This is a genomic window from Mycolicibacterium aichiense (assembly GCF_010726245.1).
Taxonomy (GTDB): domain Bacteria; phylum Actinomycetota; class Actinomycetes; order Mycobacteriales; family Mycobacteriaceae; genus Mycobacterium; species Mycobacterium aichiense.
On record NZ_AP022561.1, the window covers coordinates 2,547,829 to 2,571,587 of the forward strand.

Below are 23,759 nucleotides of genomic sequence, written 5' to 3' on the forward strand. Positions count from 1 at the left end.
CTGTCGGTCGGCGGCCCTAGACTGACGGGCCTATGGGTAAGAACGACTCCTTCGTACATCTGCACAACCACACCGAGTACTCGATGCTCGACGGTGCCGCGAAGATCTCGCCCATGCTCGCCGAGGCGCAGCGCCTCGAAATGCCCGCCATCGGCATGACCGACCACGGAAACATGTTCGGGGCCAGCGAGTTCTACAACGCGGCCACCAAGGTCGGCATCAAGCCGATCATCGGTATCGAGGCCTACATCGCCCCCGGCTCGCGGTTCGACAAGAACCGCATTCTGTGGGGTGACCCGGGTCAGAAGAGTGACGACGTTTCGGGTAGCGGCTCCTACACCCATATGACGATGGTCGCCGAGAACGCCACCGGCCTGCGCAACCTGTTCAAGCTGTCCACCCGGGCCTCCTTCGAGGGCCAGCTCGGCAAGTGGTCCCGGATGGACGCCGAGATCATCGCCGAGCATGCCGAGGGCATCATCGCCACCACCGGCTGCCCGTCCGGTGAGGTGCAGACGCGGCTGCGGCTGGGGCATGTGGACGAGGCACTGGCGGCGGCCGCCAAATGGCAGGAGATCTTCGGGCGGGAGAACTATTTCCTGGAGCTGATGGACCACGGGCTGTCGATCGAGCGGCGTGTTCGGGACGGTCTGCTGGAGGTTGGCCGCAAGCTCGGTATCCCCGCGCTGGCCACCAACGACTGCCACTACGTCACCCGGGATGCGTCGCACAACCACGAAGCACTGTTGTGCATCCAGACCGGTAAGACGCTGTCGGACCCCAACCGCTTCAAGTTCGACGGTGACGGTTACTTCCTGAAGTCGGCCGCCGAGATGCGCGCGCTGTGGGATGCCGAGGTGCCCGAGGCCTGCGATTCGACCCTGCTGATCGCCGAGCGGGTCCAGTCCTACGCCGACGTGTGGGCACCCACCGACCGCATGCCGATCTTCCCGGTCCCGGACGGCCACGACCAGGGCAGCTGGCTGCGTCACGAGGTCGAAGCCGGTCTGCGGCGGCGTTTCCCGGATGCGGTGCCACCGGAGTACACCGAGCGGGCCAGCTACGAGATCGACGTCATCTGCGGCAAGGGCTTCCCGTCGTACTTCCTGATCGTGGCCGACCTGATCAACTACGCGAAGTCGATCGACATCCGGGTCGGCCCGGGCCGTGGTTCGGCGGCCGGGTCACTGGTTGCCTACGCGCTGGGCATCACCAATATCGACCCGATCCCGCACGGCCTGCTGTTCGAGCGGTTTCTCAACCCGGAACGCCCGTCGGCACCCGATATCGATATCGACTTCGACGACCGCCGCCGCGGTGAGATGGTGCGCTACGCCGCCGAGAAATGGGGCAGTGACCGGGTCGCCCAGGTCATCACCTTCGGAACCATCAAAACCAAGGCCGCACTGAAGGATTCGGCCCGCGTCCACTACGGCCAGCCGGGTTTTGCGATCGCCGACCGGATCACCAAGGCGCTGCCGCCGCCGATCATGGCCAAGGACATCTCGGTGTCGGGTATCACCGACCCGACCCACGAGCGGTACAAAGAGGCCGCCGAAGTCCGTGCGCTGATCGACACCGATCCCGACGTGCGCACCATCTACGAGACCGCCCGCGGACTGGAGGGCCTGGTCCGCAACGCCGGGGTGCACGCATGCGCGGTGATCATGAGCTCGCAGCCGCTGATCGACGCGATTCCGCTGTGGAAGCGGCCGCAGGACGGCGCGATCATCACCGGCTGGGATTATCCGTCGTGCGAGGCCATCGGCCTGCTGAAGATGGACTTCCTCGGTCTGAGGAACCTGACGATCATCGGCGACTGCATCGAGAACATCAAAGCCAACCGCGGTATCGACCTGGATCTGGACTCGCTGCCGTTCGACGACCCCAAGGCCTACGAGTTGCTGGGCAAGGGCGACACCCTGGGCGTGTTCCAGCTCGACGGCGGCCCGATGCGGGACCTGCTGCGGCGCATGCAGCCCACCGAGTTCAACGACATCGTCGCCGTGCTGGCCCTGTATCGGCCCGGCCCGATGGGCATGAACGCGCACAACGACTACGCCGATCGCAAGAACAACCGGCAGGCGATCAAGCCGATCCACCCTGAGCTCGAGGAGCCGCTCAAGGAGATCCTGTCCGAGACGTACGGTCTGATCGTCTACCAAGAGCAGATCATGTTCATCGCACAGAAGGTCGCCTCCTACTCGATGGGTAAGGCCGATGCGCTGCGAAAAGCCATGGGCAAGAAGAAGCTCGAGGTCCTCGAGGCCGAGTATCAGGGCTTCAAGGAGGGGATGACGGCCAACGGTTTCTCCGAGAAGGCCGTCAAGGCGCTGTGGGACACCATCCTGCCGTTCGCCGGGTACGCGTTCAACAAGTCGCACGCCGCCGGCTACGGGCTGGTGTCCTACTGGACGGCCTACCTCAAGGCGAACTACCCGGCCGAGTACATGGCCGGGCTGCTCACCTCGGTCGGTGACGACAAGGACAAGGCTGCGGTCTACCTCGCCGACTGCCGCCGGCTGGGCATCACCGTGCTGCCGCCCGACGTCAACGAGTCGGTGCAGAACTTCGCGTCGGTGGACGACGACATCCGGTTCGGGCTCGGCGCGATCCGCAACGTTGGCTCCAACGTGGTCAGCTCGCTGATCGCCACCCGCGCCGAGAAGGGGAAGTTCACCGACTTCTCCGACTATCTGAACAAGATCGATATTGCGCCCTGCAACAAGAAGGTCACCGAATCCCTGATCAAGGCAGGCGCTTTCGACTCGCTCAAACATCCCCGCAAGGGTTTGTTCCTCATCCACACCGATGCCGTCGACTCCGTGCTGGGCACCAAGAAAGCCGAGGCGATCGGGCAATTCGATCTCTTCGGTGGTGGCTCAGATGACGGCGGTATGGGGGACTCGGCGTTCACCATCCGGGTTCCCGACGAAGAGTGGGATGACAAGCACAAGCTGGCTCTCGAGCGGGAGATGCTGGGACTGTACGTATCCGGCCATCCGCTCAACGGGGTGGCACACCTGCTCAACGCGCAGGTCGATACTCAGATCCCGGCGATCCTCGGCGGTGATGTCGCCAACGACACCCAGGTTCGGGTCGGCGGCATCTTGGCCGGCGTCAACCGTCGGGTCAACAAGAACGGAATGCCCTGGGCCTCAGCACAGTTGGAGGATCTCACCGGCGGTATCGAGGTGATGTTCTTCCCGCAGACCTACTCGCTGTTCGGTGCCGAGATCGCCGACGACGCGGTGGTGCTCGTCGGCGGCAAGGTACGCATCCAGGACGACCGAATCTCCCTGATCGCCAACGAGCTTGTGGTACCGGACTTCTCGGGCGCACAGGCGAACCGGCCCCTTGCGGTGAGCCTGCCGACCCGGCAGTGCACGATGGACAAGGTGAGCGCCCTCAAGCAGGTGCTGGCTCGCCATCCGGGTACCGCACAGGTGCACCTGAGGCTGATCAGCGGTGACCGGATCACGACGCTGGAACTCGACCAGTCGCTGCGGGTCACGCCGTCCTCGGCGCTGATGGGTGACCTCAAGGCATTGCTCGGGCCCGGCTGCCTCGGCGGCTAGCCCGGCCGGTCAGCTCAGCGCCACCAACTCGTGCACCGAGTCGATCGGCAACGTGCCGTCGACGACTGCGGTGACGTCCATGTTGTTGAGTGTGATCGCGCCGTTGTGGTTGTCCAGAAACGCGGTGTCGGCGGCGTCGCGGCCGGTGGAGATCCGCACCATCGATTGACGTGGTGCCAGGCATGTCGCGTCGACGACCTGCCAGGCGCCGTCGACGAACGCCTCGGCGACGGCGTGGAAGTCCATCGGGTCGCAGCCCGGCGCGTACACCGCGACCAGTCGCGCCGGGACGTTCACCGCGCGCAGTACCGCGATCACCAGATGCGCGTAGTCACGGCAGACACCGGCACCCGCGAGCAGGGTGTCCGCCGCGCCGTCGATCGGATCACTGGACCCCGGAACGTAACTCAGGCGTGCGCCCACCCACGACGACACCTTCTCCAGCAGCGCGGCAGAGTTCGCGTATTGGCCGAATTCGGTGGCGGCATAGCCGAAGAACTTGTCGGCCTCGGCGTACCGGCTGGGCCGTAGATAGGTCGAGAGATCGATGTCGCGCACGGGTGGCGGTTCGGCGCGGCCCTCGACGGTGGCCCGGTACGAGGCGGTCACCGTCCCCTCGCCGGCATCGAAGCGGTGAATGCGGGTGCCGTGGTCGCCGATGATCTCGTCAGGGCTGACCAGTTTTCCATTGAATCGGTATTCCAGCGTCTCGGTGAGCTGTATGCCGGGAAGCGGTACAACCGCGATCTGGAACTCCAAAGTCGTTGGCGCAGTGACCGCTACCTCGAGCTCGGCACCCACGTCGCGTTTGAGCACTTACGCGCACCACCTTCGCTGGACCCGTGTGCCGTTGATCAGCCCACCCTAATGGCCCGCGACCGTTGTCGCTCAGCGAGGCGGGCCGGGCAGCTCCACCCGCACGATCGCGCTGCCCGGCCACACGGTCCGGGTGCGGACCCGCCGCCACTTCTCCCGCCACGGCAGGCCGGCGTCGACGTTGGTGATCCCGGGCAGCGGTAGCAGCGGAATGAGGTTGTACTGCCAGCCGTACCGCGCGTGCAGCTGCCGGTTGGCCCGTTCGGCCTCGGCGCCCGACAGCAGGCTGGCGTGCCCGTCGAAGGCGGGAGCGGAGCCGGGCACGCGGCCTTTGTAGTCGCACACCCGCAGCTGCACCCGGGGGTCGTTGACGATCCGCGTGGTCTTGGGCCCCACCTTGGTGCGGAACACCAGGGTGGAGCCGTCGAGGTGGAACCAGATGGGGGTATCGACGGCGCTGCCGTCCCGGCGGAAGGTCCGCAGCTGGGCGTAGCGGCTGGCGCGCAAAGTATCCATGGTGTCCAGTGAAGGACTTAGAGTTGGCTCCAAGTCAAGCAGTCCGGGAAGGTGCCATGACCACTGCGCTCACCATCGGCGACGTCGCCCGTCGCTCCGACGTGGCGGCGACCACGCTGCGCTACTACGAGAAGATCGGGCTGCTGCCCGTGCCGTCGCGGGCCGGCGGGCAGCGCCGGTACGACGGCGCCGTGCTGACCAGGCTTGAGGTCATCGGGTTGTGCAAGGCGGCCGGGTTCACCCTCGACGAGATCGCCGTGTTGTTGCGCGACGATGTCCCTGGGCGGCCGGCCAGCCGCGCACTGGCCGAGGCGAAGCTGGCCGATATCGACGCGCAGCTGGCGACGCTGGCCCGGGCTCGCGGGATCATCGAGTGGGCGATGACCTGCACCTGTCCGTCGATCGACACCTGTACGTGCGGGATTCACTGCGCCGAGGAGAAACCATGATCGATGCCATCCCGAACGAGTCCCGGCACATCAGCGCCTGGATCAACAGATCGGCGCTCGAGGTGTATCGCTACGCATCCGATCCGGCTCATTTGCCGCAGTGGGCGGCCGGCCTGGCGACGAGCGAGCTGACCAAGGTCGGCGACACCTGGGTCGCGCAGTCACCGATGGGGGAGATCACGATCGAGTTCACCCCGGCCAACGATCTCGGCGTGCTCGACCACGTGGTGAATCTGCCGTCGGGTGAGCCGGTGTTCAATCCGTTGCGCGTGGTGCCTGCCGGCGAGCAGTGGTGCGAGGTGGTGTTCACGTTGCGGCGCAGGCCGGAGATGTCGGACGAGGAGTACGCGGCCGACGGGGTTGCGGTGGCGGCCGACCTGGCGACCCTGAAACGAGTTCTGGAGCGTTAGCGCCTGCGGCGCAGTCCGAATGCCAGCCATACCGCGGTCGAGGTGCCGGCGGCCAGCAGCACGGCCGGGGCGGCGCTCATCGTGACGATGCCGACCACGGCGAAGACGATCATGCCGAGCGCCAGCGCAACGAGCTTGTAGCGCGGCCACGGAACACCCGCGATCTGCACCAGATCCATGCTCGTCATGGCTCGACTATACCGTATTTTCGGTGACCCGAAACCTAAGATTCGGAGACTATGGCTTTCGGGTGCGACGGCAGCACTGCCAGCACGAACAGTGCCCCGGCCAGGCAGACGCCCGCGGCGGTCAGACACCCGGCCTGCAGTCCGGCGAGGAACGCGGTGTCCACGGCCCCGCGCAGGGCGGCGCCGACCGGTGGCGGCGCCTGGCCCGCCACCGCCAGGCCCTGGGCCAGCCCTTCGCGCGCGGTCGCCTGCGCGGCCTGCGGCACCGCGTTCACCGCCGGGCTGTCGGCCAGGTGCCGGATGTACAGCGTGGAGAAGATGCTGCCGATGACCGCCACGCCGAGAGTGCCGCCGACCTGGCGGGTGGCGTCGTTGACCGCCGACCCGGCCCCGGCCTGCTCGGGCCGCACCACGCCCATGATCGAGTCGGTGGCCGGCGCGGTGGTCAATCCCAGCCCGCCGCCGAGGAGCACCATCTGTGCGGCCATCGTCGGGTAGGTAATCGCCAGGTCGCTGGCGGCGATCCACCCGAACGACGCGGTCAGTAGTAGAAGCCCGACGAAGACAACGACTTTGGTACCGATCCTGGTGACCGCCAACCGGGTGCCGAGGATCGAGCCGACGGCGATGGACAGGGCGACGGGCAGGATGCGGACGCCCGTCTCCAGCGGGCTGTTGCCCTGCAGCAGCTGCATGAACTGGGTGATCAGGAAGATGAACCCGAACAGGGCGAAGAAGGCGACGGTCACCGCGCCGCTGGCGGCGCTGAATCGCAGGTTGGTGAACAGGCTGACGTCGATCAGTGGGTCGGATTGGCGGCGTTCCCACCAGGCGAAGCTCACCGCGGCGACGAGCGTGACGGCGAATCCTGCCAGCGTGGGCACGCTGGTCCACCCGCGGTCGGGTGCCTCGATGATCGTGTAGACCAGCGCGCCGAGCATCACGACCGACAGCACCAGCCCGCCGCGATCCAGCCGATGTTGTCCACCGGGCGTCGAGGCCGGGATGACGATCGGGGCGGCCACCGCGGCGGCCACCGCGATCGGCGCCAGTGCGAGAAACAGGCTGCCCCACCAGAACACCTCGAGCAGAGCGCCACCCAGGATGGGCCCGATGGCCACGCCGAGCCCGGTGACCGCACCCCAGACTCCGATGGCCGCCGCGCGGTGCCGGGGATCGCGGAAGGTGTCGGTGATGATGGCCAGCGTCGTCGGGTAGATCAGTGCCGAGGCCACGCCCATGACCAGCCGCATGCCGATCAACGGTCCCGTCGACGTGCACAGGGCGGCGCCGACGCTGCTCGCCGCGAACAACGTCAGGCCCGCGATCAGCGTGCCTCGCCTGCCGAACCGGTCGCCAATGGTGCCGCCCGCCAGGACCAGTGCCGCGAAGGCGAGGTTGTAGGCGTCGACAATCCACTGCAGCGCCCGGGTCGACGCGCCGAGGGCCGAATTCAGCGTCGGCAGAGCGACATTGACGATCGTTGTCTCGACGTTGATCGCGAGGGCGGCGACCAGCACGACCACGAGGATCGCTACCGGCCGGGCTGGCCGCGGGGCGCCGGTCTGAGCCGGGGCGGGCGAAGTGTCGATGGACATGGGCAGCGCCCCTTTATGTTGACGGCGATAACATCTCGGAGCATGCCAGCCGAAGTTGACGCTGTCAACATTGGCCGAAAGGCCCTACCGCAGGCTGTCGCCGAACGCGTCGAGCAGGCGTCGGGTGATCAGGTGCTGTCGGTCGGTTCCCGCCATGCCGAGCGGGCCGTCCAGAAACAACGTCGCAGCACCGTGGACCGCCGCCCACGCTGCCTCGTCGAAGCCGTCGCGTCGGGTCGGCGCGAGCATGCCAACGGCCACCAGGTCGTCGACGCAGCCGCGGAGGATCTGGAACGGATGTAACCCAGGCGGCACCGTCTCTTCGCTGGGTTCGGTGCCGTCCGGGGCGAACGCGGTGCGGAACAGCCCCGGCTCGGCCACGGCGAAGTCGACGTAAGCCTGGCCGGTGGCGCGCAACCGGGCCAACGCCCGGTCGGTGGCGGGACCGTCGTCTGCGACGTGGTCGATCGCCTCGACCATCGCCGCACCGAGCTGAGCCATCACCGTCGCTTTCACCGCCGCCAGCAACGCCCGCCGGTCGGCGTAGTGCCGATAGGCAGCCGAGTTGCTCACCCCGGCCAGGCGCTGGACGTCGCGCAACACCACCGCGTCCGGCCCACCCGCCCTGGCCAGCGCGACGCCGTGGTCGAGAAGGGCCTGCCGCAGGTTTCCGTGGTGGTAGGAGGCGGTCGCCATGTTGACAAGTCTTACATTGCCGGGCGAGTTCTCACACCGGCGTCGCCGACGATGTGAGCGCGCTTTATCGTCGCGATAACGCGCCTCGGCGCCTCCCGTAATGTCCGCCGGGCACTGTTGCGCCGTGGATTCCGGGAGAGAGTGTGCCGACCACATCCGCACCGCCTGCTCGTATTGCGGCGTCGGGTGTGGCATCGAGGTGCGCACCACACCCGGACCTGGAGGTCCGGTCATCGCCAGTGTTGTCGGTGACCGGCTTCACCCCACCAACTCGGGTCGCCTGTGCACAAAGGGTGCCACTCATGCCGAGCTGATGGGCAGTGCCGACGGTCGCGCGATGACTGCCCTGATCCGGCGCGCCCGCGGCGAGGAGCTCGAAGCCGCCCCGGTCGACGAGGCAGTGGCGACGGTCGGCACCCGCCTGGCGGACATCGTCGCGCGGCACGGCCCGGACTCGGTCGCCCTCTACGTCTCCGGCCAGATGTCGCTCGAGGCGCAGTACCTCGCCACCAAACTCGCCAAAGGTTACATCCGCACGGTCAACATCGAGTCCAACTCGCGACTGTGCATGGCCAGTGCCGCGACCGGCTACAAGCAATCGCTCGGAGCCGACGGTCCGCCCGGCTCCTACACCGACATCGACTGTGCGGAGCTGTTTTTCGTCATCGGCGCGAATATGGCCGATTGCCATCCGATTCTGTTTCTCCGAATGGCGGATCGGCTGCGGGCCGGGGCCAAGTTGATCGTCGTCGACCCACGGCGCACCGCCACGGCCGACAAGGCCGACCTCTTCCTCCAGATCCGGCCGGGCACCGACCTGGCGCTGCTCAACGGGCTGCTGCATCTGCTGGTGGAATCCGGCGACATCGACCACGATTTCATCGCAACGCACACCGAGGGTTGGGCGGGCATGCCCGAATTCCTCGCCGACTATCCACCGGCCACGGTGGCCGAGCTCACCGGCCTGCCCGAGTCCGACATCCGCTGTGCGGCAACGATGATCGCTCAAGCCGGCGAGTGGATGTCGCTGTGGACCATGGGGCTCAACCAGAGCACCCACGGCACTTCGAACACCAACGCGATCTGCAACCTGCACCTGGCCACCGGCGCGATCTGCAGGCCCGGCAGCGGTCCGCTGTCACTCACCGGTCAGCCCAACGCGATGGGTGGCCGCGAAATGGGCTACATGGGGCCGGGGTTGCCCGGTCAGCGCTCAGTGGCCTCCGCCGAGGACCGGTCGTTCGTCGAAGCGATGTGGGGCCTCGAACCCGCGACGATCCGTACCGAGGTGAACCGCGGAACCATCGACATGTTCGAGCGGATGGCCGCCGGCGACATCAAGGCCTGCTGGATCATCTGTACGAACCCGGTGGCCAGCGTTCCCAACCGCGCGTCGGTGATCGCCGGACTGCAGGCCGCCGAACTCGTGGTCACCCAGGATGCCTACGCCGACACCGCGACCAACCGCTACGCCGACGTGGTTCTGCCCGCGGCGTTGTGGGCCGAGTCCGACGCCGTGATGGTCAACTCCGAACGCAACCTCACCCTTGTCCGGCAATGTGTTTCGCCGGTGGGCCAGGCCAGGCCCGACTGGCAGCTGATCTGCCAGGTCGCCGCTGCGATGGGATTCGGTGCACACTTCGACTATCAGTCCAGTGAACAGATCTTCGACGAGATCCGCGGTTTCGCCAATCCCCGGACCGGATACGACATCCGGGGTGTGAGTTATCAACGGCTGCGGGAAACGCCGGTGCAATGGCCGTGCCCGCCGGGCGACACCGATGACCGGCACCCGATCCGCTACCTCGCCGACGGAGTGCTGACCTTCGCGACTCCGTCCGGCCGTGCCGTCTTCCACGCCCGGCCGCACATGGAACCGCACGAGTGCCCCGAGGATGCTTTCCCGTTGCTGCTCAACACCGGCCGTCTGCCGCACCAGTGGCACACCATGACCAAGACCGGTCGGGTGGACACGCTCACCCGACTCGACAACGGCCCCTTCGTCGAGATCCACCCCGCCGACGCCGCCGCTCTCGACATTCTCGACGGCCAACCCGTGCAGGTGTCGTCGCGGCGCGGACGCGCGGTGCTGCCCGCCGTCGTCACCGACCGGGTACGGCCGGGAAACTGCTTCGCGCCGTTCCACTGGAACGACGTACACGGCCGCGAGGTCACGGTCAACGCGGTGACCACCGATGCTGTCGATCCGGACTCGTTGCAGCCGGAACTGAAGGTGTGCGCGGTGCGCCTGCACCCGGTCGGTGCGCCCCCGGTCCCGGCGCGCCTTGACCGAACGCACCTGGCGGGCACCGGACCGGTGGTGCTGTGGGCATCGCAGACCGGCAACGCCGAGGACCTCGCCACCCGGCTGGTGGATGAGTTTGCGGCACAGGGCATCAACGCCGAACTGGCGGCAATGGCCGATGTCGACCCGAGCCGGCTGGCCGGCGTCAGGAACGTGTTCGTCGTGACGAGCACCTTCGGTGACGGCGGCCCACCGGACAACGGTGCCGCCTTCTGGGACCGGCTCGGCGCACCGGATGCCCCCACCATGGACGGGCTGGAATTCGCCGTCCTGGGCATCGGCGACCGCTCGTACGGCCAGTTCTGCGGACACGCTCGGGCACTGGACACCCGGCTGGCCGAACTCGGTGGCCGCCGGCTTCTCGACCGCCACGACACCGAGATCCACGACGACGACACCGTCGATGGTTGGATCCGGCGAATCGTCGCCCTCGTCAATCCGGCTGCGGTGCCGTCCATCCCGACGGTCTCGACGCCGAGGCGATTCACCCGGGCCAATCCCATCCACGCCAAGCTCAGCCGCAACCTCCGGCTGACGCCACGTTCGGCGGCCAAGGAGGTGCGGGAGTTCGGCTTCGACATCTCCGAGCACGACGTCGGTTACTCGGTCGGCGACTCGCTGGGAGTGATGCCCATCAACGACGACGACGACGTGGCGGAATGGCTGTCGGTCACCGGCCTGTCCGGTGACGACGTCGTCGAGGTCGACGGTGTGGAATGCTCACTGCGGGAAGCGCTGACCACCAGCTACGACATCTGTCGGCTGACCCCGAACCTGGTGACGTTCCTCGCCGGCACCGCCACCGACAAGGCCGTGGTCAAACATCTGCGGTCGGCACTCGCCGACCTGGAGTCATGGCGGTTGGGGCGCAACGGAATCGACGCTATCCGCGCCTTCGGCGTACGGGCTGATGCGCAGCAGTGGCAGGACGCGCTGGTGCGGTTGACACCGCGGTTCTACTCGATCTCGTCGAGCCCGCTCATCAGCCCGCACGAGGTGCAACTCACCGTGTCGGTGGTGCGCTACGCCGGACCGGACGGGGCTCGGCGCGGGGGCGTGTGTTCGACCTACCTGGCCGACCGGGCGGGTGATGCGGCCACTCCGATCTTTCTGCAGCGCTCACCGCATTTCCGCCCGCCGCAGGACCGGTGCGCGCCGATCGTGATGATCGGTGCCGGCACCGGCATCGCGCCGTTTCGCGGGTTTCTACAGGAGCGCCGCGCACTGGGGCACACCGGGCGCAACTGGTTGTTCTTCGGCGATCAGCACCGCACCGAGAACTTCTACTACCGCGACGACCTCACCGAGATGGTCTCCGACGGCGTGCTGAGCCGGCTCGACCTCGCGTTCTCGCGCGACCAGCCCAAGCGAATCTATGTCCAGAACAAGATGATTGACAACGGGGCGCTGCTGTGGGGCTGGCTGCAGGACGGTGCGCATGTGTACGTGTGCGGCGACGCCGACGGGATGGCCACCGGCGTGGACGCCGCGCTGAGCACGATCATCGCCACCCACGGGCGCCTGGATGCCGAAGCCGCCCACGACTACAAGCGCGAACTAGTCGCCACCAAGCGCTATCTGCGCGACGTGTACTGACCTCACCGCGGCCCCGCGCCGAAAGTGAGCGAGTTGTGACATCGGGATCACCGCGCAGGTGTGAAGGCGCAACAAAGAATTCCTACCGTGAGCGCATGCAGAATTCCTCCACCCGCAGCCGCCACGACATCGACGACTGGGACGCCGAAGACGTCGCGGCCTGGAATGACGGCGGCTCGAAAATCGCACGCCGCAACCTGATTTGGTCGATCTTCGCCGAGCACGTCGGATTCTCGGTGTGGTCCATCTGGTCGGTGATGGTGTTGTTCATGCCGCAGAACGTCTACCACATCGATGCCGCAGGCAAGTTCTTCCTGGTAGCCGTGCCCACCCTGGTCGGAGCGGTCCTGCGCATCCCGTACACGTTCGCCACCGCCCACTTCGGCGGTCGCAACTGGACGATCTTCTCGGCTCTGGCACTCCTGGTCCCGACGGCGCTGACGCTGTACTTCATGGCACACCCGGGCACGTCCTACACGACGCTGCTGATCGTGGCCGGTTTCGCCGGACTGGGCGGCGGAAACTTCGCCTCGTCGATGACCAACATCAACGCCTTCTATCCGCAGCGATACAAGGGCTGGGCGCTGGGCCTCAACGCCGGTGGCGGAAACATCGGTGTCGCCGTCATCCAGCTCGTCGGACTGCTGGTCATCGCCACCGTCGGAAACCGCTCGCCGCATCTGGTCTGTGCCGCCTACCTGGTCCTGATCGCCATGGCGGCAGTCGGCGCATCGTTGTTCATGAATAACCTCACCAACCAGCGCAGCGACGCGCGTTCGCTCATCGATGTTCTGGCACATCGTGATTCGTGGCTGATCTCACTGCTCTACATCGGTACCTTCGGGTCGTTCATCGGCTTCGGCTTCGCGTTCGGTCAGGTGCTGCAGATCAACTTCCTGGCCGGACTGTCGCACGGCGGCCCCGTCACCCCGGCGATGACCGCGCAGGCATCGCTGCACGCGGCCCAGATCGCTTTCATCGGACCGGTGCTCGGCTCCCTGTCGCGTCCGCTGGGTGGCTGGCTGTCGGATCGCTTCGGCGGTGGCAAGGTCACGCTCTACACGTTCTTCGCGATGATCGCCGCCGCCGGCTGGCTGGTCGCCGCCGGCGAGATCGACGACGCGACCCCGGGACCGGCGACAGGTGCCACCATGGCCGCGTTCATCGCCGGATTCATCGCGCTGTTCATCCTCTCCGGGATGGGAAACGGCTCGGTCTACAAGATGATCCCGTCGATCTTCGAGGCCAAGTCGAAGAGCATCGACTCCACCACGGCGGACCGCAGCGCCTGGTCGCTGCGGATGTCGGGCGCGCTGATCGGGATCGCAGGTGCGATCGGAGGTCTCGGCGGGGTGGGCGTCAACATCGCACTGCGGGCGTCCTACCTGTCGCCGGCGAAATCCGCCACCATGGCCTTCTGGGTGTTCCTCGGCTTCTACATGCTGTGCGCGGCGATCACCTGGGTGGCCTACGTCCGAACGCCGAAGAGAGCCAAGGTCATCACTACCGACAGCCCCGCGGTCGGCAGCGCCGCAGCCGCCGCATGACCGCCCCCAGCCGGACCGTCGTGGTCATCGGTCACGGCATGGTCGGCCACCGGTTCGTCGAAGCACTGCGCGATCGCGACCGCGACGGAAGCTGGCGGGTGGTGGTGCTCTGCGAGGAACCGACCGCGGCCTACGATCGGGTCGGGTTGTCCTCCTACATCGACGGATGGGATCGCGCCAGCTTGGCGCTGTCCGGAAATGACTACGCCGGAGACCGATTGGTCGATCTGCGGGTCGGGCAACCGGCCACCGCGATCGACCGGGACGCCCGCGAGGTGGTCACCTCGACGGGGGAGCGCATCGGCTACGACGCGGTGGTGCTGGCCACCGGCTCGTACCCCTTCGTGCCGCCCATCCCCGGCAGCGATCTGGACCGGTGCTTTGTCTACCGGACCCTGGAAGACCTCGACGCGATCCGCACGGCCGTGTCGGCGACCCGGCAAGGGGCGACCGGCATCGTCGTCGGCGGCGGTCTGCTGGGGCTGGAAGCCGCCAACGCGTTGCGCATGCTGGGGCTGACTCCGCATGTGCTGGAACGGTCCCCGCGGCTGATGCCCATCCAGGTCGACGAGGGCGGTGGGGCACTGCTGAACCGGCTGATCACCGAGCTCGGCATCGTCGTGCACACCGATGTGGCGTCCACCGAGATCGTCGACACCGGTGACGGCATCACGGTGGCACTGTCCAACGGCGACCAGCTCGACGCCGCGGTGCTGGTCTTTTCCGCCGGCGTGCGCCCACGTGACGAGCTGGCCCGGGACTGTGGTCTGCCGATCGCCGAGCGCGGCGGAGTGCTGACCGACATCAGTTGCGCCACCGGCGATCCCCGGGTGTACGCGATCGGTGAGGTGGCGGCGGTCGAAGGCCGCTGTTACGGCCTGGTCGCGCCCGGTTACACGATGGCCGAGGTGGTGGCCGACCGGCTGGTCGGCGGTACCGCCGAATTTCCGGGTGCCGATCTGTCCACCAAGCTCAAGCTGCTCGGTGTCGACGTCGCGAGCTTCGGCGACGCCCACGCCAGCACGCCGGGCGCGCTGGAAGTCGTGCTCAACGACGCCGTCAACCAGACCTACGCCAAACTGGTTGTCTCCGACGATGTGTCGACCCTGCTGGGTGGCATCCTGGTCGGTGATGCGAGCGCCTACTCGACCCTGCGCCCGCTGGTCGGCAGGCCGCTTCCGGCCGACCCGGCGACACTGATCTCGCCGACCGGGGCCGAGGTCGGGGTGGGTGCGCTGCCCGACGACGCGCAGATCTGCTCGTGCAACGCGGTATCCAAGCACAGCATCTGCGGCGCGATCGCGGACGGCGCCCACGACGTACCGGCGATCAAGTGTGCGACCGCTGCCGGAACCTCCTGTGGCAGTTGCATTCCGATGCTCAAGCGGCTCCTGGAGTCGCAGGGTGTCGTGATGTCGAAGGCGCTGTGCGAACACTTCCAGCAGTCCCGCGCGGAGCTGTTCCAGATCATCGCATCGACCGGTATCCGGACCTTTTCGGCGCTGATCGCCGAGTACGGGACCGGCACCGGCTGTGACATCTGCAAGCCGGTTGTCGCGTCGATCCTGGCATCCACGTCGTCGGACCACATCCTCGACGGCGAGACCGCCGCACTGCAGGACACCAACGACCATTTCCTGGCCAACATTCAGCGCAACGGCACGTATTCGGTGGTGCCGCGGTTGCCCGGCGGTGAGGTCACACCCGAGCAGCTGATGGTGATCGCCCAGGTGGCAAAGGATTTCGGCCTGTACACCAAGATCACCGGCGGTCAGCGGATCGACCTGTTCGGTGCCCGCGTCGAGCAACTGCCGCAGATCTGGAAGAGGCTGGTCGACGCAGGTATGGAATCCGGGCACGCGTACGGCAAATCGCTGCGCACGGTGAAGAGCTGCGTCGGGTCGTCCTGGTGCCGCTACGGTGTTCAGGACTCGGTCGCGATGGCCGTCGCGCTCGAATTGCGGTATCGGGGCTTGCGTTCACCGCACAAGATCAAGATGGGGGTGTCGGGCTGCCAACGCGAATGTGCCGAGGCCCGCGGCAAGGACGTCGGGGTGATCGCCACCGAGAAGGGCTGGAACCTCTACGTCGGCGGTAACGGCGGCGCCAACCCCAAGCACGCGCAGCTGTTGGCCGGCGACCTGGATTCCGATTCCCTGGTCCGCTACATCGACCGATACCTGATGTTCTACATCCGCACCGCAGACCGCTTGCAGCGCACCGCCGTCTGGCAGGAGACCATCGACGGTGGGCTCGATCACATCCGGGACGTGGTGTGCGCGGACTCGTTGGGGATCGCCGCGGATCTCGACGACGCGATGGCGCGCCACGTTGATGGCTACTCCGACGAGTGGGCGGGCGTGCTCAACGATCAGGAGAAACTGGCGCGCTTCGTGTCATTCGTCAACGCCCCCGACGAGTCGGACCCGACGGTCGCGTTCGATGAGAGCGGCCCGCGCAAGGTGCCGCTGCTGCTCGGCATGCCCGGCAGCGTCAACGCGGCGGAAAGCCGCGCGTAACAGCGGCGAAACACGACCCCTCTATCAAGGTCTTGGAGGCCTGAAACCATGACAGTTCTTGCAGATACCCGCGTGGGGCTCGACCTCGACGTGTGGACGCCCGCGTGCCCGCGCAGCGCGCTGCTGGCCGGACGCGGGGTCGCGGTGTTGCTGCCCGGCGGCGCGCAGGCGGCGTTGTTCTTGCTGGCCGACGGAACGCTGGCCGCGGTCGGCAACATCGACCCGTTCGGCCGTGCCGCGGTCATGTCGCGCGGCCTGGTCGGGGACCGGCGCGGTGAGCCCACGGTCGCCTCACCGCTACTCAAACAGGTGTTCTCCCTGGTCGACGGTCGCTGCCTCGACGACGAGTCACACGCACTGCCGGTCTACGACGTCAGGGTGGTCGATGGATTCGTCGAGATCAGAAGTCGCTGACCCGCTGGCCGGTTTCACCGTGGGGGTGACTGCCGCGCGCCGTGCCGAAGAGTTCATCACGCTGCTGGAGCGGCGCGGTGCCGCGGTCGTGCACGCCCCGACGATCCGGATCGTGCCGCTGGTCGACGACGTCGAACTGCACCGGGTCACCGAACAACTCATCGCCGAGCCACCCGATCTGGTCGTCGTTACCACCGGGATCGGCTTCCGGGGCTGGGTCGAGGCCGGCCACGGCTGGGATGTGCACGACGGTCTGCTCGCCGCACTGGGATCGACGCGCATCCTGGCCCGCGGGCCCAAGGCGCGGGGCGCGGTGCGGCAGGCCGGACTCTGTGAGGAGTGGAGCCCGGAGTCGGAGTCGTCGGTCGAAGTGCTGGAGCGGTTGCTCTCCGAAGGGGTGGACCAGCTGCGGATTGCGGTGCAGTTGCACGGTGCGGCAAGTGAATGGGAGCCCGACACCGACATCTGCGATGCGCTGACCCGGGCAGGCGCCCAGGTGGTGAAGGTGCCGGTGTATCGCTGGGAACAGCCCGAGGACACCCGGCGCATCGACCAGCTGATCGGCATGATCGTCAATTCCGACGTCGACGCGGTGAGCTTCACCAGCGCGCCCGCCGTCGCATCCCTGCTGGAACGCGCGAAAGCCATTGGCGCACTGGACTGTCTGATCACCGCGTTGCGCAACAACGTCGCGGTGTTCTGTGTCGGCCCGGTGACGGCGACCCCACTGGCCCGGCTCGGTATCGAGCCGCGCTCCCCGCAGCGCTATCGCCTCGGCGCGCTGGCCCGCCTCATCACCGACGAATTGCCATGCTTGGCAAAGCAATACAGAGCCGGCGGGCACCGCATCAGCGTTCGCAGTGCCAGTGTCGAGGTGGACGGCGAGCTCAAAGTGCTTCCGCCGGCCGGGATGGCGTTGTTGCGGCGGCTGCTGGTGGCACCGGGTCTGGTGGTGTCCCGCGAGGAGCTGCTCGCCGAACTGCCCGGTGGTGGCGACGACACCCACGCGGTCGAGACCGCGATGGCGCGGCTTCGGTCGGCACTGGCCGCCCCGCGGGTGGTGCAGACCGTCGTCAAACGCGGCTACCGACTCGCCGTGGATGTGGAGGCGACATGACAGCCGAGCTGATCCTGGTCGCCCACGGCACCCGAAGCCCGCAGGGGCTGGCCACCGTCACCGAGATCGCGGCGGCCGTCGCCGAACATGTCGGCCCGGTGCGTACCGCGTTCGTCGACGTCCTCGGCCCCAATCCCCGGGAGCTACTGGCCGAGTCGACGAGCCCCGCGATCGTGGTGCCGGCGTTCCTGGCCTCGGGCTACCACGTCAACACCGACCTGCCTGCGCGGGTCGCGGAGAGCGGACACGCGTGCGTCACCATCACCGCCGCCCTTGGCCCCGATCCGGTGCTGGCCGCGATCATGCGCACCAGGCTGCTCGAGGTGGGCTGGACCCCGGGTGACGCGGTCGTGATGGCGGCCGCCGGGTCCTCCGATCCGGCGGCCCGGCGCGAACTGGTCCGGGCCGCCGCCCTGCTGGGCGGTCTGGTGGGCGAGGTGCACCTCGGCTTCGTCGCCACCGGCGCACCGACGGTCGCCGACCTGGTGGCCCGGATCCGAGCGGCCGGGCGCCGGGTGTTCATCGCCTCCTACCTGCTCGCGGGGGGCGTCTTCCACACCAGGCTGGCCGGTTGCGGTGCGCACGGAGTGACCGACCCGCTGGGCGCGCATCCCGAACTCGTGGCGTTGTTGGCCCGCCGGTTCGCGCTCACCCCAATTCCCGCATTCAGCCCTGGTGGTGGCACCATTGATCGGTGTCCGCTGAACTGACCCAGGATTCTCGAAGGACGCCGCTGACCCCACCTATCTCAGCGGCCGACATCGATGAGGCCGGTCAGCGAATTGCCGACGTGGTCAGCCAGAGCCCGCTGCAGTACAGCGACCGGCTTTCGCAGGCCACCGGCGCCGAGGTCTACCTCAAGCGCGAGGACCTGCAGAGCGTGCGGTCCTACAAGGTGCGCGGCGCCTACAACCTGCTCAAACAGCTCTCCGCCGCCGAAATCGCGGCCGGGGTGGTGTGCTCGTCGGCCGGTAATCATGCGCAGGGCTTCGCGCTGGCCTGCCGCTCGATGGGTGTGCACGGACGGGTCTACGTGCCCGCCAAGACCCCGAAGCAGAAGCGCGACCGCATCCGTTATCACGGTGGGGAGTTCATCGACCTGATCGTCGGCGGGGCGACCTACGATCAGGCGGCGCAGGCGGCTCTCGACGACGTCGCCCGCACCGGCGCCACCTTGGTTCCGCCGTTCGACGATCTGCGCACGATGGCCGGCCAGGGCACGATCGCCGTGGAGATCCTCGCCCAGCTCGACACCGAACCGGACCTGGTGGTCGTCCCGGTCGGCGGCGGCGGGTGCATCGCGGGAATCACCACCTATCTGGCCGAGCGGACATCCAACACCGCGGTGCTCGGCGTCGAGCCCGCAGGCGCGGCCTCGATGATCGCGGCGCTGGCCGCCGGCGGCCCGGTCGAGCTGGATCACGTCGACCAGTTCGTCGACGGCGCGGCGGTCAAGCAGATCGGTGCGCTGCCGTATCAGGCGCTGGCCGCGGCGGGCGACATGGTGTCGGTGACGACGGTCGACGAGGGTGCGGTCTGCACGGCGATGCTCGACCTCTACCAGAACGAGGGCATCATCGCCGAGCCTGCGGGGGCGCTGTCGGTTGCCGGGTTGCTGGAGGCCGGAGTGGAGCCCGGGTCGACGGTGGTGTGCCTGATCTCCGGCGGCAACAACGACGTCTCCCGCTACGGCGAGGTGCTCGAGCGGTCGCTGGTGCACCTGGGCCTCAAGCACTACTTCCTGGTCGACTTCCCGCAGGAGCCGGGTGCACTGCGCCGGTTCCTCGACGAGATCCTCGGGCCGAACGACGACATCACCCTGTTCGAGTACGTCAAGCGCAACAACCGCGAAACCGGCGAGGCGCTGGTCGGCATCGAACTCGGCTCGGCCGCCGGGCTCGACGGGCTGCGGGCCCGGATGGACGCCTCCGGTCTGCACGTCGAGCCGCTGGAGCCCGGTTCGCCGGCCTACCGGTACCTGACCTAGCCGGCTCGGGTCACCACCACCGAGTGTCCGGGCAGCGCGGTGCCGTGCTCGCCCACCTCGGGCTCGCCCCACGCCAGGATCGCCTCGCCGGTGACCGGCACGCCGACCGACTGCTTGCCGAGGTTGCAGGCGATCGCAATGTGGCCGCGCCGCATCACGATCCAGCGTTCGTCCTCGTCGAAATCGACAATCAGATGCTGCAGCCACGCGTCGGCCATGTCGGGTTCGGTCCGGCGCAATGCGATCAGACCACGGTAGAAGTCCCGCAGTTCGGCATGCCTGCCCTCGTCGATCTCGTCCCAGTTCAGCTTGGAGCGCAGGAACGTCTGCGGGTCCTGCGGGTCGGGGATGTCGTCGGCATCCCAGCCGTGGTCGGCGAACTCCGCCTTGCGGCCCTCCGCGGTCGCCTTCGCCAGTTCGGGTTCGGGGTGCGAGCTGAAGAACTGGAACGGGGTCGACGCAGCCCATTCTTCGCCCATGAAAAGCATTGCCGTGTAGGGCGATCCGAGGGCGAGCGCCGCTTTGATGGCGAGCTGGCCGTAGTCCAGGTTCTGCGACGGCCGGTCACCGGTCGCGCGGTTGCCCACCTGATCGTGGGTGCAGGTGTAGGCCGTGAGCCGGGTGGCCGGGATCAGTGACTTGTCCAGCGGCCTGCCGTGCCTGCGGTGCCGGAACGACGAATAGGTGCCGGCGTGGAAGTAGCCGTTGCGCAGCGTGCTGGCCAATGCCGACATCGACCCGAAATCGGCATAGTAGCCCTGCCGTTCGCCGGACACCGCGGTGTGGATGGCGTGATGGATGTCGTCGTCCCACTGCGCGGTCAGACCATATCCGCCGCGATCGCGGGGAGTGATCAGCCGCGGATCGTTGAGGTCGCTCTCGGCGATCAGCGACAGCGGTCGGCCCACGGTGGCTGACAGTGCGTCGGTTTCGGCGGTCATCTCTTCGAGGATGTGAATCGCGGTGTTGTCGACCAGCGCGTGCACCGCGTCGAGCCGCAGGCCGTCGGCGTGGAAGTCGCGCATCCAGCGCAGCGCGCAGTCGAGGATGTAGCGGCGCACCTCGTCGGCATCGGGTCCGGTGAGGTTGACGCCCTCACCCCATGGGTTGCTGACCGAGGACAGGTACGGGCCGTACTTGGGCAGATAGTTGCCGGACGGCCCCAGGTGGTTGAAGACCGCGTCGATCAGGACCCCGAGCCCGCGGGCATGCGCGGCATCGATCAGGCGCACCAAACCGTCTGGGCCGCCGTAGGGTTCGTGCACGGCGTACCACAACACTCCGTCGTAGCCCCACCCGTGCTCGCCACTGAAGGCGTTGACGGGCATCAGCTGGACGAAGTCGACGCCGAGGTCCACCAGATAGTCCAGCTTCGCGATGGCGGCGTCGAATGTCCCTTCCGGGGTGAACGTTCCGGTGTGCAGCTCGTAGATGACCGCACCCTCGATGGAGCGGCCCGCCCAGTGCGTATCCGACCATTGCGCGGAGGAGGGATCCCAGAGTTGGGATCGCTCGTGCACGCCATCGGGCTGGCGGGCGGAGCGCGGATCCGGCAGCACCGTCGGGTCGTCGTCGAGGACGAAGCCGTACCGGGCGTCCGCGGCGGCGTCGACGTCGGCGCGCCACCAACCGCCGTCATCGACCGTCATGTCATGGAGCTGCCCGTCGAGGTCGAGGCGCATCTGCTCGGGCAGCGGTGCCCACACGGCGAATTCAGGCATCAGATCTCTCCAAGAGGACGACGGGCAGCTCGCCGAACAAGTCATCGGCCCGGGTCGGGCCGGTCCATCGGTTACCGGTCAGGCGATCGGTCCACGTGCCGTCCGGCAACGGCAGGGTCGTGTCGCCCCACCCGTCGTGATGCAACCGTACGGTCCAGCGGGTGACGGCGACCAGCACATCGACGCCGCGCTGGAAGGCCACGATGTGCGGTGCGGCAGTGCCTTCGGCGAGCACCGGCCGGTAGTCACCGGACAGGAACGCCTCGGGATGGTCGCGGCGGGCATGCAACGCCGCTCGCACCACGCGAATCTTGCTGTGCGACAGCCCTTCCAGCTCCGCTGTGCGCGCCGGGTAGTCGACCGGCCTGCGGTTGTCCGGGTCGACGAGGCTGTCCTCCCACAACTCGGTGCCCTGATAGACGTCCGGGATGCCGGGGACGGTGAGCGCCAGCAGCTTCTGGCCGAGTGCGTCGCTGTGGGCATGCGGTTCGAGCTGCACCACGACCCCGGTGAGTTCGGTGGCGACCGGGCCGTCCAGGATCGCGTCGACCCAGGCGTGCACCGCGTCCTCGAATCCGGTGTCCGGGTCGTTCCACGAGGTGTGCCACATGGCTTCCCTGATGGCCTTCTCGGTGTAGGCGTGCACGCGCGTCCGCAGCTCGTCGGTGACCTGTCCGTCGGCCGGCCATACGCCGAAGATGTTCTGCAACAGGAACAGTCCGGTCGCGGCGTCCGGCGCGGGTGTGGTGGTCTGCCAGCTGCCCACGAACTCGGCCCACAGCGACGGGACCTGCGACAGCACACCGATGCGCGCCCGCACATCCTCGCCGCGTTTGGTGTCGTGGGTGGACAACGTGGTCATCGACTTCGGCCACAGGCGGCCCCGGACCGCCGAGCTGCGATGGAATTCCGCGGCGCTGACGCCGAATCGGTGCGGCTCGCCACCGACCTCGTTCAGCGACACCAACCGGGCGTCGCGGTAGAAGTAGCAATCCTCCACCGACTTCGCCGTCATCGCGCCGCACAGCTGCTGCAGCCGTGCGCCCGGCTCGCTGGAATCACCGGCCAGCGCGGCCGACACCAGCTGCAGCGGGACCGCCAGCTCGGGCTGGGCGGCCACCGTGTGCGCGAAGGCGGTCGACAGCACCGCCGACAAGTTCAGGTAATCCGACCGGTAGACACCGACTTCGGTCAGCAGCGCCGCCACCGCATCGGGCAACTGCGGATGATCGGCGCCGACGGCCGCCACAATCGAGCGGCACAGCCGAGCGAGCTCGCTGGACAGCGTCGTGGTGGCGGTGCTGATCTTCAACTGCCGCAGCAGTTCCGGGGCGCCGGCGTAGTCGAAGCCTTCCGCATCGACCAGTTCGGTCAGTGCCTCGGCGCCGGTGGGGTCGACGAAGATGCCGCCCACCTCGCGCAGTACGTCATAGCCCGTGGTGCCGTCGATCGGCAGCGTCGGGTCCAGCGCCTCATCCACTCCGAGGATCTTCTCGATCACGATCCAGGCCTGCGGGCCGGTCAGCTCGCGCAGCCATCCCAGGTATCCGGTCGGATCGGTCAGACCGTCAGGGTGGTCGATGCGCACTCCGTCGACCAGGCCGTCGGTGAACCAGCGGGCCACTTCGGCATGCGATGTGTCGAAAACCTCCCGGTCTTCCTGGCGCAGACCCGCCAGTGAGGTGATCGAGAAGAATCGACGATAGCCGCACACCCCGTTGCGCCATCCGATCAGCTTGTAGTGCTGCTGATCGTGGACCTCGGGGCCCGAGCCCTCGCCGGTTCCGGGTGCGATGGGGAACGCGAGGTCGCCGAGCCGTAACACATCACCGTCTACGGTGAGGTCTGCGACATCGCCGTCAGATCCCAGGACCGGCAACAGGATTCGGCCCTCCGGGTCGACCGACCAGTCGATGTCGAAGTACGTCGCGTACGGCGACTGCCTGCCGTGCTGCAGCACGTCCCACCACCAGGGGTTGCGCTGAGGCTGGTCGACCCCGACGTGATTGGGGACGATGTCGACGACCAGACCGAGGCCGCGTGCCTTGGCGGCCTCGGCGAGCCGCGCCAGGCCTTCGGCGCCGCCCAGTTCCTCGGACACCGTGGTCGGATCGGTGACGTCGTAGCCGTGGGTGGAGCCCGGTGCCGCGGTCAGGATGGGGGAGAGGTAGAGGTGGGAGACGCCGAGATCGTCGAGATAGGGGATGAGTTCCTCGGCGTCGGCGAAGGTGAACGCGTCGCCCGCCGAAGCGCCGCGCAGTTGCAGGCGGTAGGTGGACAGCACCGGGTAAGCCATAGCTGA

Annotated in this window: 17 protein-coding genes; 10 read left to right on the top strand and 7 right to left on the bottom strand. The window is 67.7% G+C overall.

The features are described 5' to 3' along the window. Positions 1-32: 32 nt before the first annotated feature. Positions 33-3,578, top strand: coding sequence for a DNA polymerase III subunit alpha (gene dnaE, locus G6N32_RS12300; RefSeq protein ID WP_115319838.1), 3,546 nt, complete (start codon positions 33-35; stop codon positions 3,576-3,578). A gap of 9 nt (positions 3,579-3,587) precedes the next feature. Here dnaE and G6N32_RS12305 read toward each other — a convergent pair whose 3' ends face one another. Beyond that, positions 3,588-4,394, bottom strand: coding sequence for a transglutaminase-like domain-containing protein (locus G6N32_RS12305; protein ID WP_115319839.1), 807 nt, complete (start codon positions 4,392-4,394; stop codon positions 3,588-3,590). 72 nt (positions 4,395-4,466) lie between these two features. Beyond that, positions 4,467-4,910, bottom strand: coding sequence for a PPOX class F420-dependent oxidoreductase (locus G6N32_RS12310; RefSeq protein ID WP_115319840.1), 444 nt, complete (start codon positions 4,908-4,910; stop codon positions 4,467-4,469). Positions 4,911-4,966: 56 nt separating this feature from the next. Between G6N32_RS12310 and G6N32_RS12315 the strand changes: the two genes are divergently transcribed. Further along, on the top strand, positions 4,967-5,359 hold the full coding sequence (locus tag G6N32_RS12315; RefSeq protein ID WP_115319841.1) for a MerR family transcriptional regulator: 393 nt from the start codon (positions 4,967-4,969) through the stop codon (positions 5,357-5,359). Then, a complete protein-coding gene (locus tag G6N32_RS12320; protein WP_115319842.1) occupies positions 5,356-5,769 on the top strand; it encodes an SRPBCC family protein in 414 nt (137 codons plus the stop codon). Before G6N32_RS12315 ends, G6N32_RS12320 begins: the two co-directional genes overlap by 4 nt. On the opposite strand, the gene G6N32_RS12325 is transcribed toward G6N32_RS12320, so the two are convergent. The 3 genes from G6N32_RS12325 to G6N32_RS12335 all read right to left on the bottom strand — a co-directional run bounded on the left by G6N32_RS12325 (position 5,766) and on the right by G6N32_RS12335 (position 8,251). Further along, on the bottom strand, positions 5,766-5,957 hold the full coding sequence (locus G6N32_RS12325; RefSeq protein ID WP_115319843.1) for a hypothetical protein: 192 nt from the start codon (positions 5,955-5,957) through the stop codon (positions 5,766-5,768). The two genes, G6N32_RS12320 and G6N32_RS12325, sit on opposite strands and share 4 nt — an antisense overlap. 35 nt (positions 5,958-5,992) lie before the next feature. Further along, positions 5,993-7,555 carry an MFS transporter gene (locus tag G6N32_RS12330; RefSeq protein WP_115319844.1) on the bottom strand — a complete coding sequence of 521 codons (1,563 nt, stop codon included), beginning with the start codon at positions 7,553-7,555 and terminating at the stop codon, positions 5,993-5,995. Between the two features lie 84 nt (positions 7,556-7,639). Beyond that, a complete protein-coding gene (locus G6N32_RS12335) occupies positions 7,640-8,251 on the bottom strand; it encodes a TetR/AcrR family transcriptional regulator (protein WP_115319845.1) in 612 nt (203 codons plus the stop codon). Between the two features lie 124 nt (positions 8,252-8,375). Between G6N32_RS12335 and G6N32_RS12340 the strand changes: the two genes are divergently transcribed. The 7 genes from G6N32_RS12340 (at position 8,376) to ilvA (ending at position 19,736) form a co-directional block, all read left to right on the top strand. Next, positions 8,376-12,152 (top strand): bifunctional nitrate reductase/sulfite reductase flavoprotein subunit alpha, encoded by a 3,777-nt coding sequence (locus G6N32_RS12340; protein WP_232077617.1) that lies wholly within the window; start codon positions 8,376-8,378, stop codon positions 12,150-12,152. Positions 12,153-12,247: 95 nt separating this feature from the next. Continuing rightward, positions 12,248-13,699 carry an MFS transporter gene (locus G6N32_RS12345; RefSeq protein ID WP_115319847.1) on the top strand — a complete coding sequence of 484 codons (1,452 nt, stop codon included), beginning with the start codon at positions 12,248-12,250 and terminating at the stop codon, positions 13,697-13,699. Beyond that, positions 13,696-16,218 carry a nitrite reductase large subunit NirB gene (nirB, locus tag G6N32_RS12350; protein WP_115319848.1) on the top strand — a complete coding sequence of 841 codons (2,523 nt, stop codon included), beginning with the start codon at positions 13,696-13,698 and terminating at the stop codon, positions 16,216-16,218. Before G6N32_RS12345 ends, nirB begins: the two co-directional genes overlap by 4 nt. Positions 16,219-16,266: 48 nt before the next feature. Beyond that, positions 16,267-16,632 (top strand): nitrite reductase small subunit NirD, encoded by a 366-nt coding sequence (nirD, locus tag G6N32_RS12355; RefSeq protein ID WP_115319849.1) that lies wholly within the window; start codon positions 16,267-16,269, stop codon positions 16,630-16,632. Further along, positions 16,604-17,749, top strand: coding sequence for a uroporphyrinogen-III synthase (locus G6N32_RS12360; RefSeq protein ID WP_115319850.1), 1,146 nt, complete (start codon positions 16,604-16,606; stop codon positions 17,747-17,749). The genes nirD and G6N32_RS12360 overlap by 29 nt, the downstream gene beginning before the upstream one ends. Next, entirely contained in the window at positions 17,746-18,459 is a 714-nt protein-coding gene (locus G6N32_RS12365) for a sirohydrochlorin chelatase (RefSeq protein WP_115319851.1), read from the top strand. Before G6N32_RS12360 ends, G6N32_RS12365 begins: the two co-directional genes overlap by 4 nt. Then, positions 18,444-19,736, top strand: coding sequence for a threonine ammonia-lyase IlvA (gene ilvA, locus G6N32_RS12370; protein ID WP_115319852.1), 1,293 nt, complete (start codon positions 18,444-18,446; stop codon positions 19,734-19,736). Before G6N32_RS12365 ends, ilvA begins: the two co-directional genes overlap by 16 nt. Here ilvA and treZ read toward each other — a convergent pair. Together treZ and treY are read right to left on the bottom strand one after the other, a co-directional pair. Further along, complete coding sequence (gene treZ, locus G6N32_RS12375; protein ID WP_115319853.1) at positions 19,733-21,457, bottom strand: malto-oligosyltrehalose trehalohydrolase; 1,725 nt, start codon at positions 21,455-21,457, stop codon at positions 19,733-19,735. The two genes, ilvA and treZ, sit on opposite strands and share 4 nt — an antisense overlap. Then, positions 21,450-23,753: a malto-oligosyltrehalose synthase gene (treY, locus tag G6N32_RS12380; RefSeq protein ID WP_115319854.1), complete on the bottom strand. Its 2,304-nt coding sequence runs from the start codon at positions 23,751-23,753 to the stop codon at positions 21,450-21,452. The genes treZ and treY overlap by 8 nt, the downstream gene beginning before the upstream one ends. Positions 23,754-23,759 lie beyond the last annotated feature (6 nt).

Bases quoted from the DNA above. Each gene is read 5' to 3' on its own strand.
- dnaE (WP_115319838.1), top strand. From the start codon at position 33: ATGGGTAAGAACGACTCCTTCGTACATCTGCACAACCACACCGAGTAC.
- G6N32_RS12325 (WP_115319843.1), bottom strand. From the start codon at position 5,957: ATGACGAGCATGGATCTGGTGCAGATCGCGGGTGTTCCGTGGCCGCGC.
- nirB (WP_115319848.1), top strand. From the start codon at position 13,696: ATGACCGCCCCCAGCCGGACCGTCGTGGTCATCGGTCACGGCATGGTC.
- G6N32_RS12335 (WP_115319845.1), bottom strand. From the start codon at position 8,251: ATGGCGACCGCCTCCTACCACCACGGAAACCTGCGGCAGGCCCTTCTC.
- G6N32_RS12365 (WP_115319851.1), top strand. From the start codon at position 17,746: ATGACAGCCGAGCTGATCCTGGTCGCCCACGGCACCCGAAGCCCGCAG.
- treY (WP_115319854.1), bottom strand. From the start codon at position 23,753: ATGGCTTACCCGGTGCTGTCCACCTACCGCCTGCAACTGCGCGGCGCT.
- G6N32_RS12360 (WP_115319850.1), top strand. From the start codon at position 16,604: ATGGATTCGTCGAGATCAGAAGTCGCTGACCCGCTGGCCGGTTTCACC.
- treZ (WP_115319853.1), bottom strand. From the start codon at position 21,457: ATGCCTGAATTCGCCGTGTGGGCACCGCTGCCCGAGCAGATGCGCCTC.
- G6N32_RS12315 (WP_115319841.1), top strand. From the start codon at position 4,967: ATGACCACTGCGCTCACCATCGGCGACGTCGCCCGTCGCTCCGACGTG.
- G6N32_RS12345 (WP_115319847.1), top strand. From the start codon at position 12,248: ATGCAGAATTCCTCCACCCGCAGCCGCCACGACATCGACGACTGGGAC.
- G6N32_RS12330 (WP_115319844.1), bottom strand. From the start codon at position 7,555: ATGTCCATCGACACTTCGCCCGCCCCGGCTCAGACCGGCGCCCCGCGG.
- G6N32_RS12310 (WP_115319840.1), bottom strand. From the start codon at position 4,910: ATGGATACTTTGCGCGCCAGCCGCTACGCCCAGCTGCGGACCTTCCGC.
- nirD (WP_115319849.1), top strand. From the start codon at position 16,267: ATGACAGTTCTTGCAGATACCCGCGTGGGGCTCGACCTCGACGTGTGG.
- G6N32_RS12320 (WP_115319842.1), top strand. From the start codon at position 5,356: ATGATCGATGCCATCCCGAACGAGTCCCGGCACATCAGCGCCTGGATC.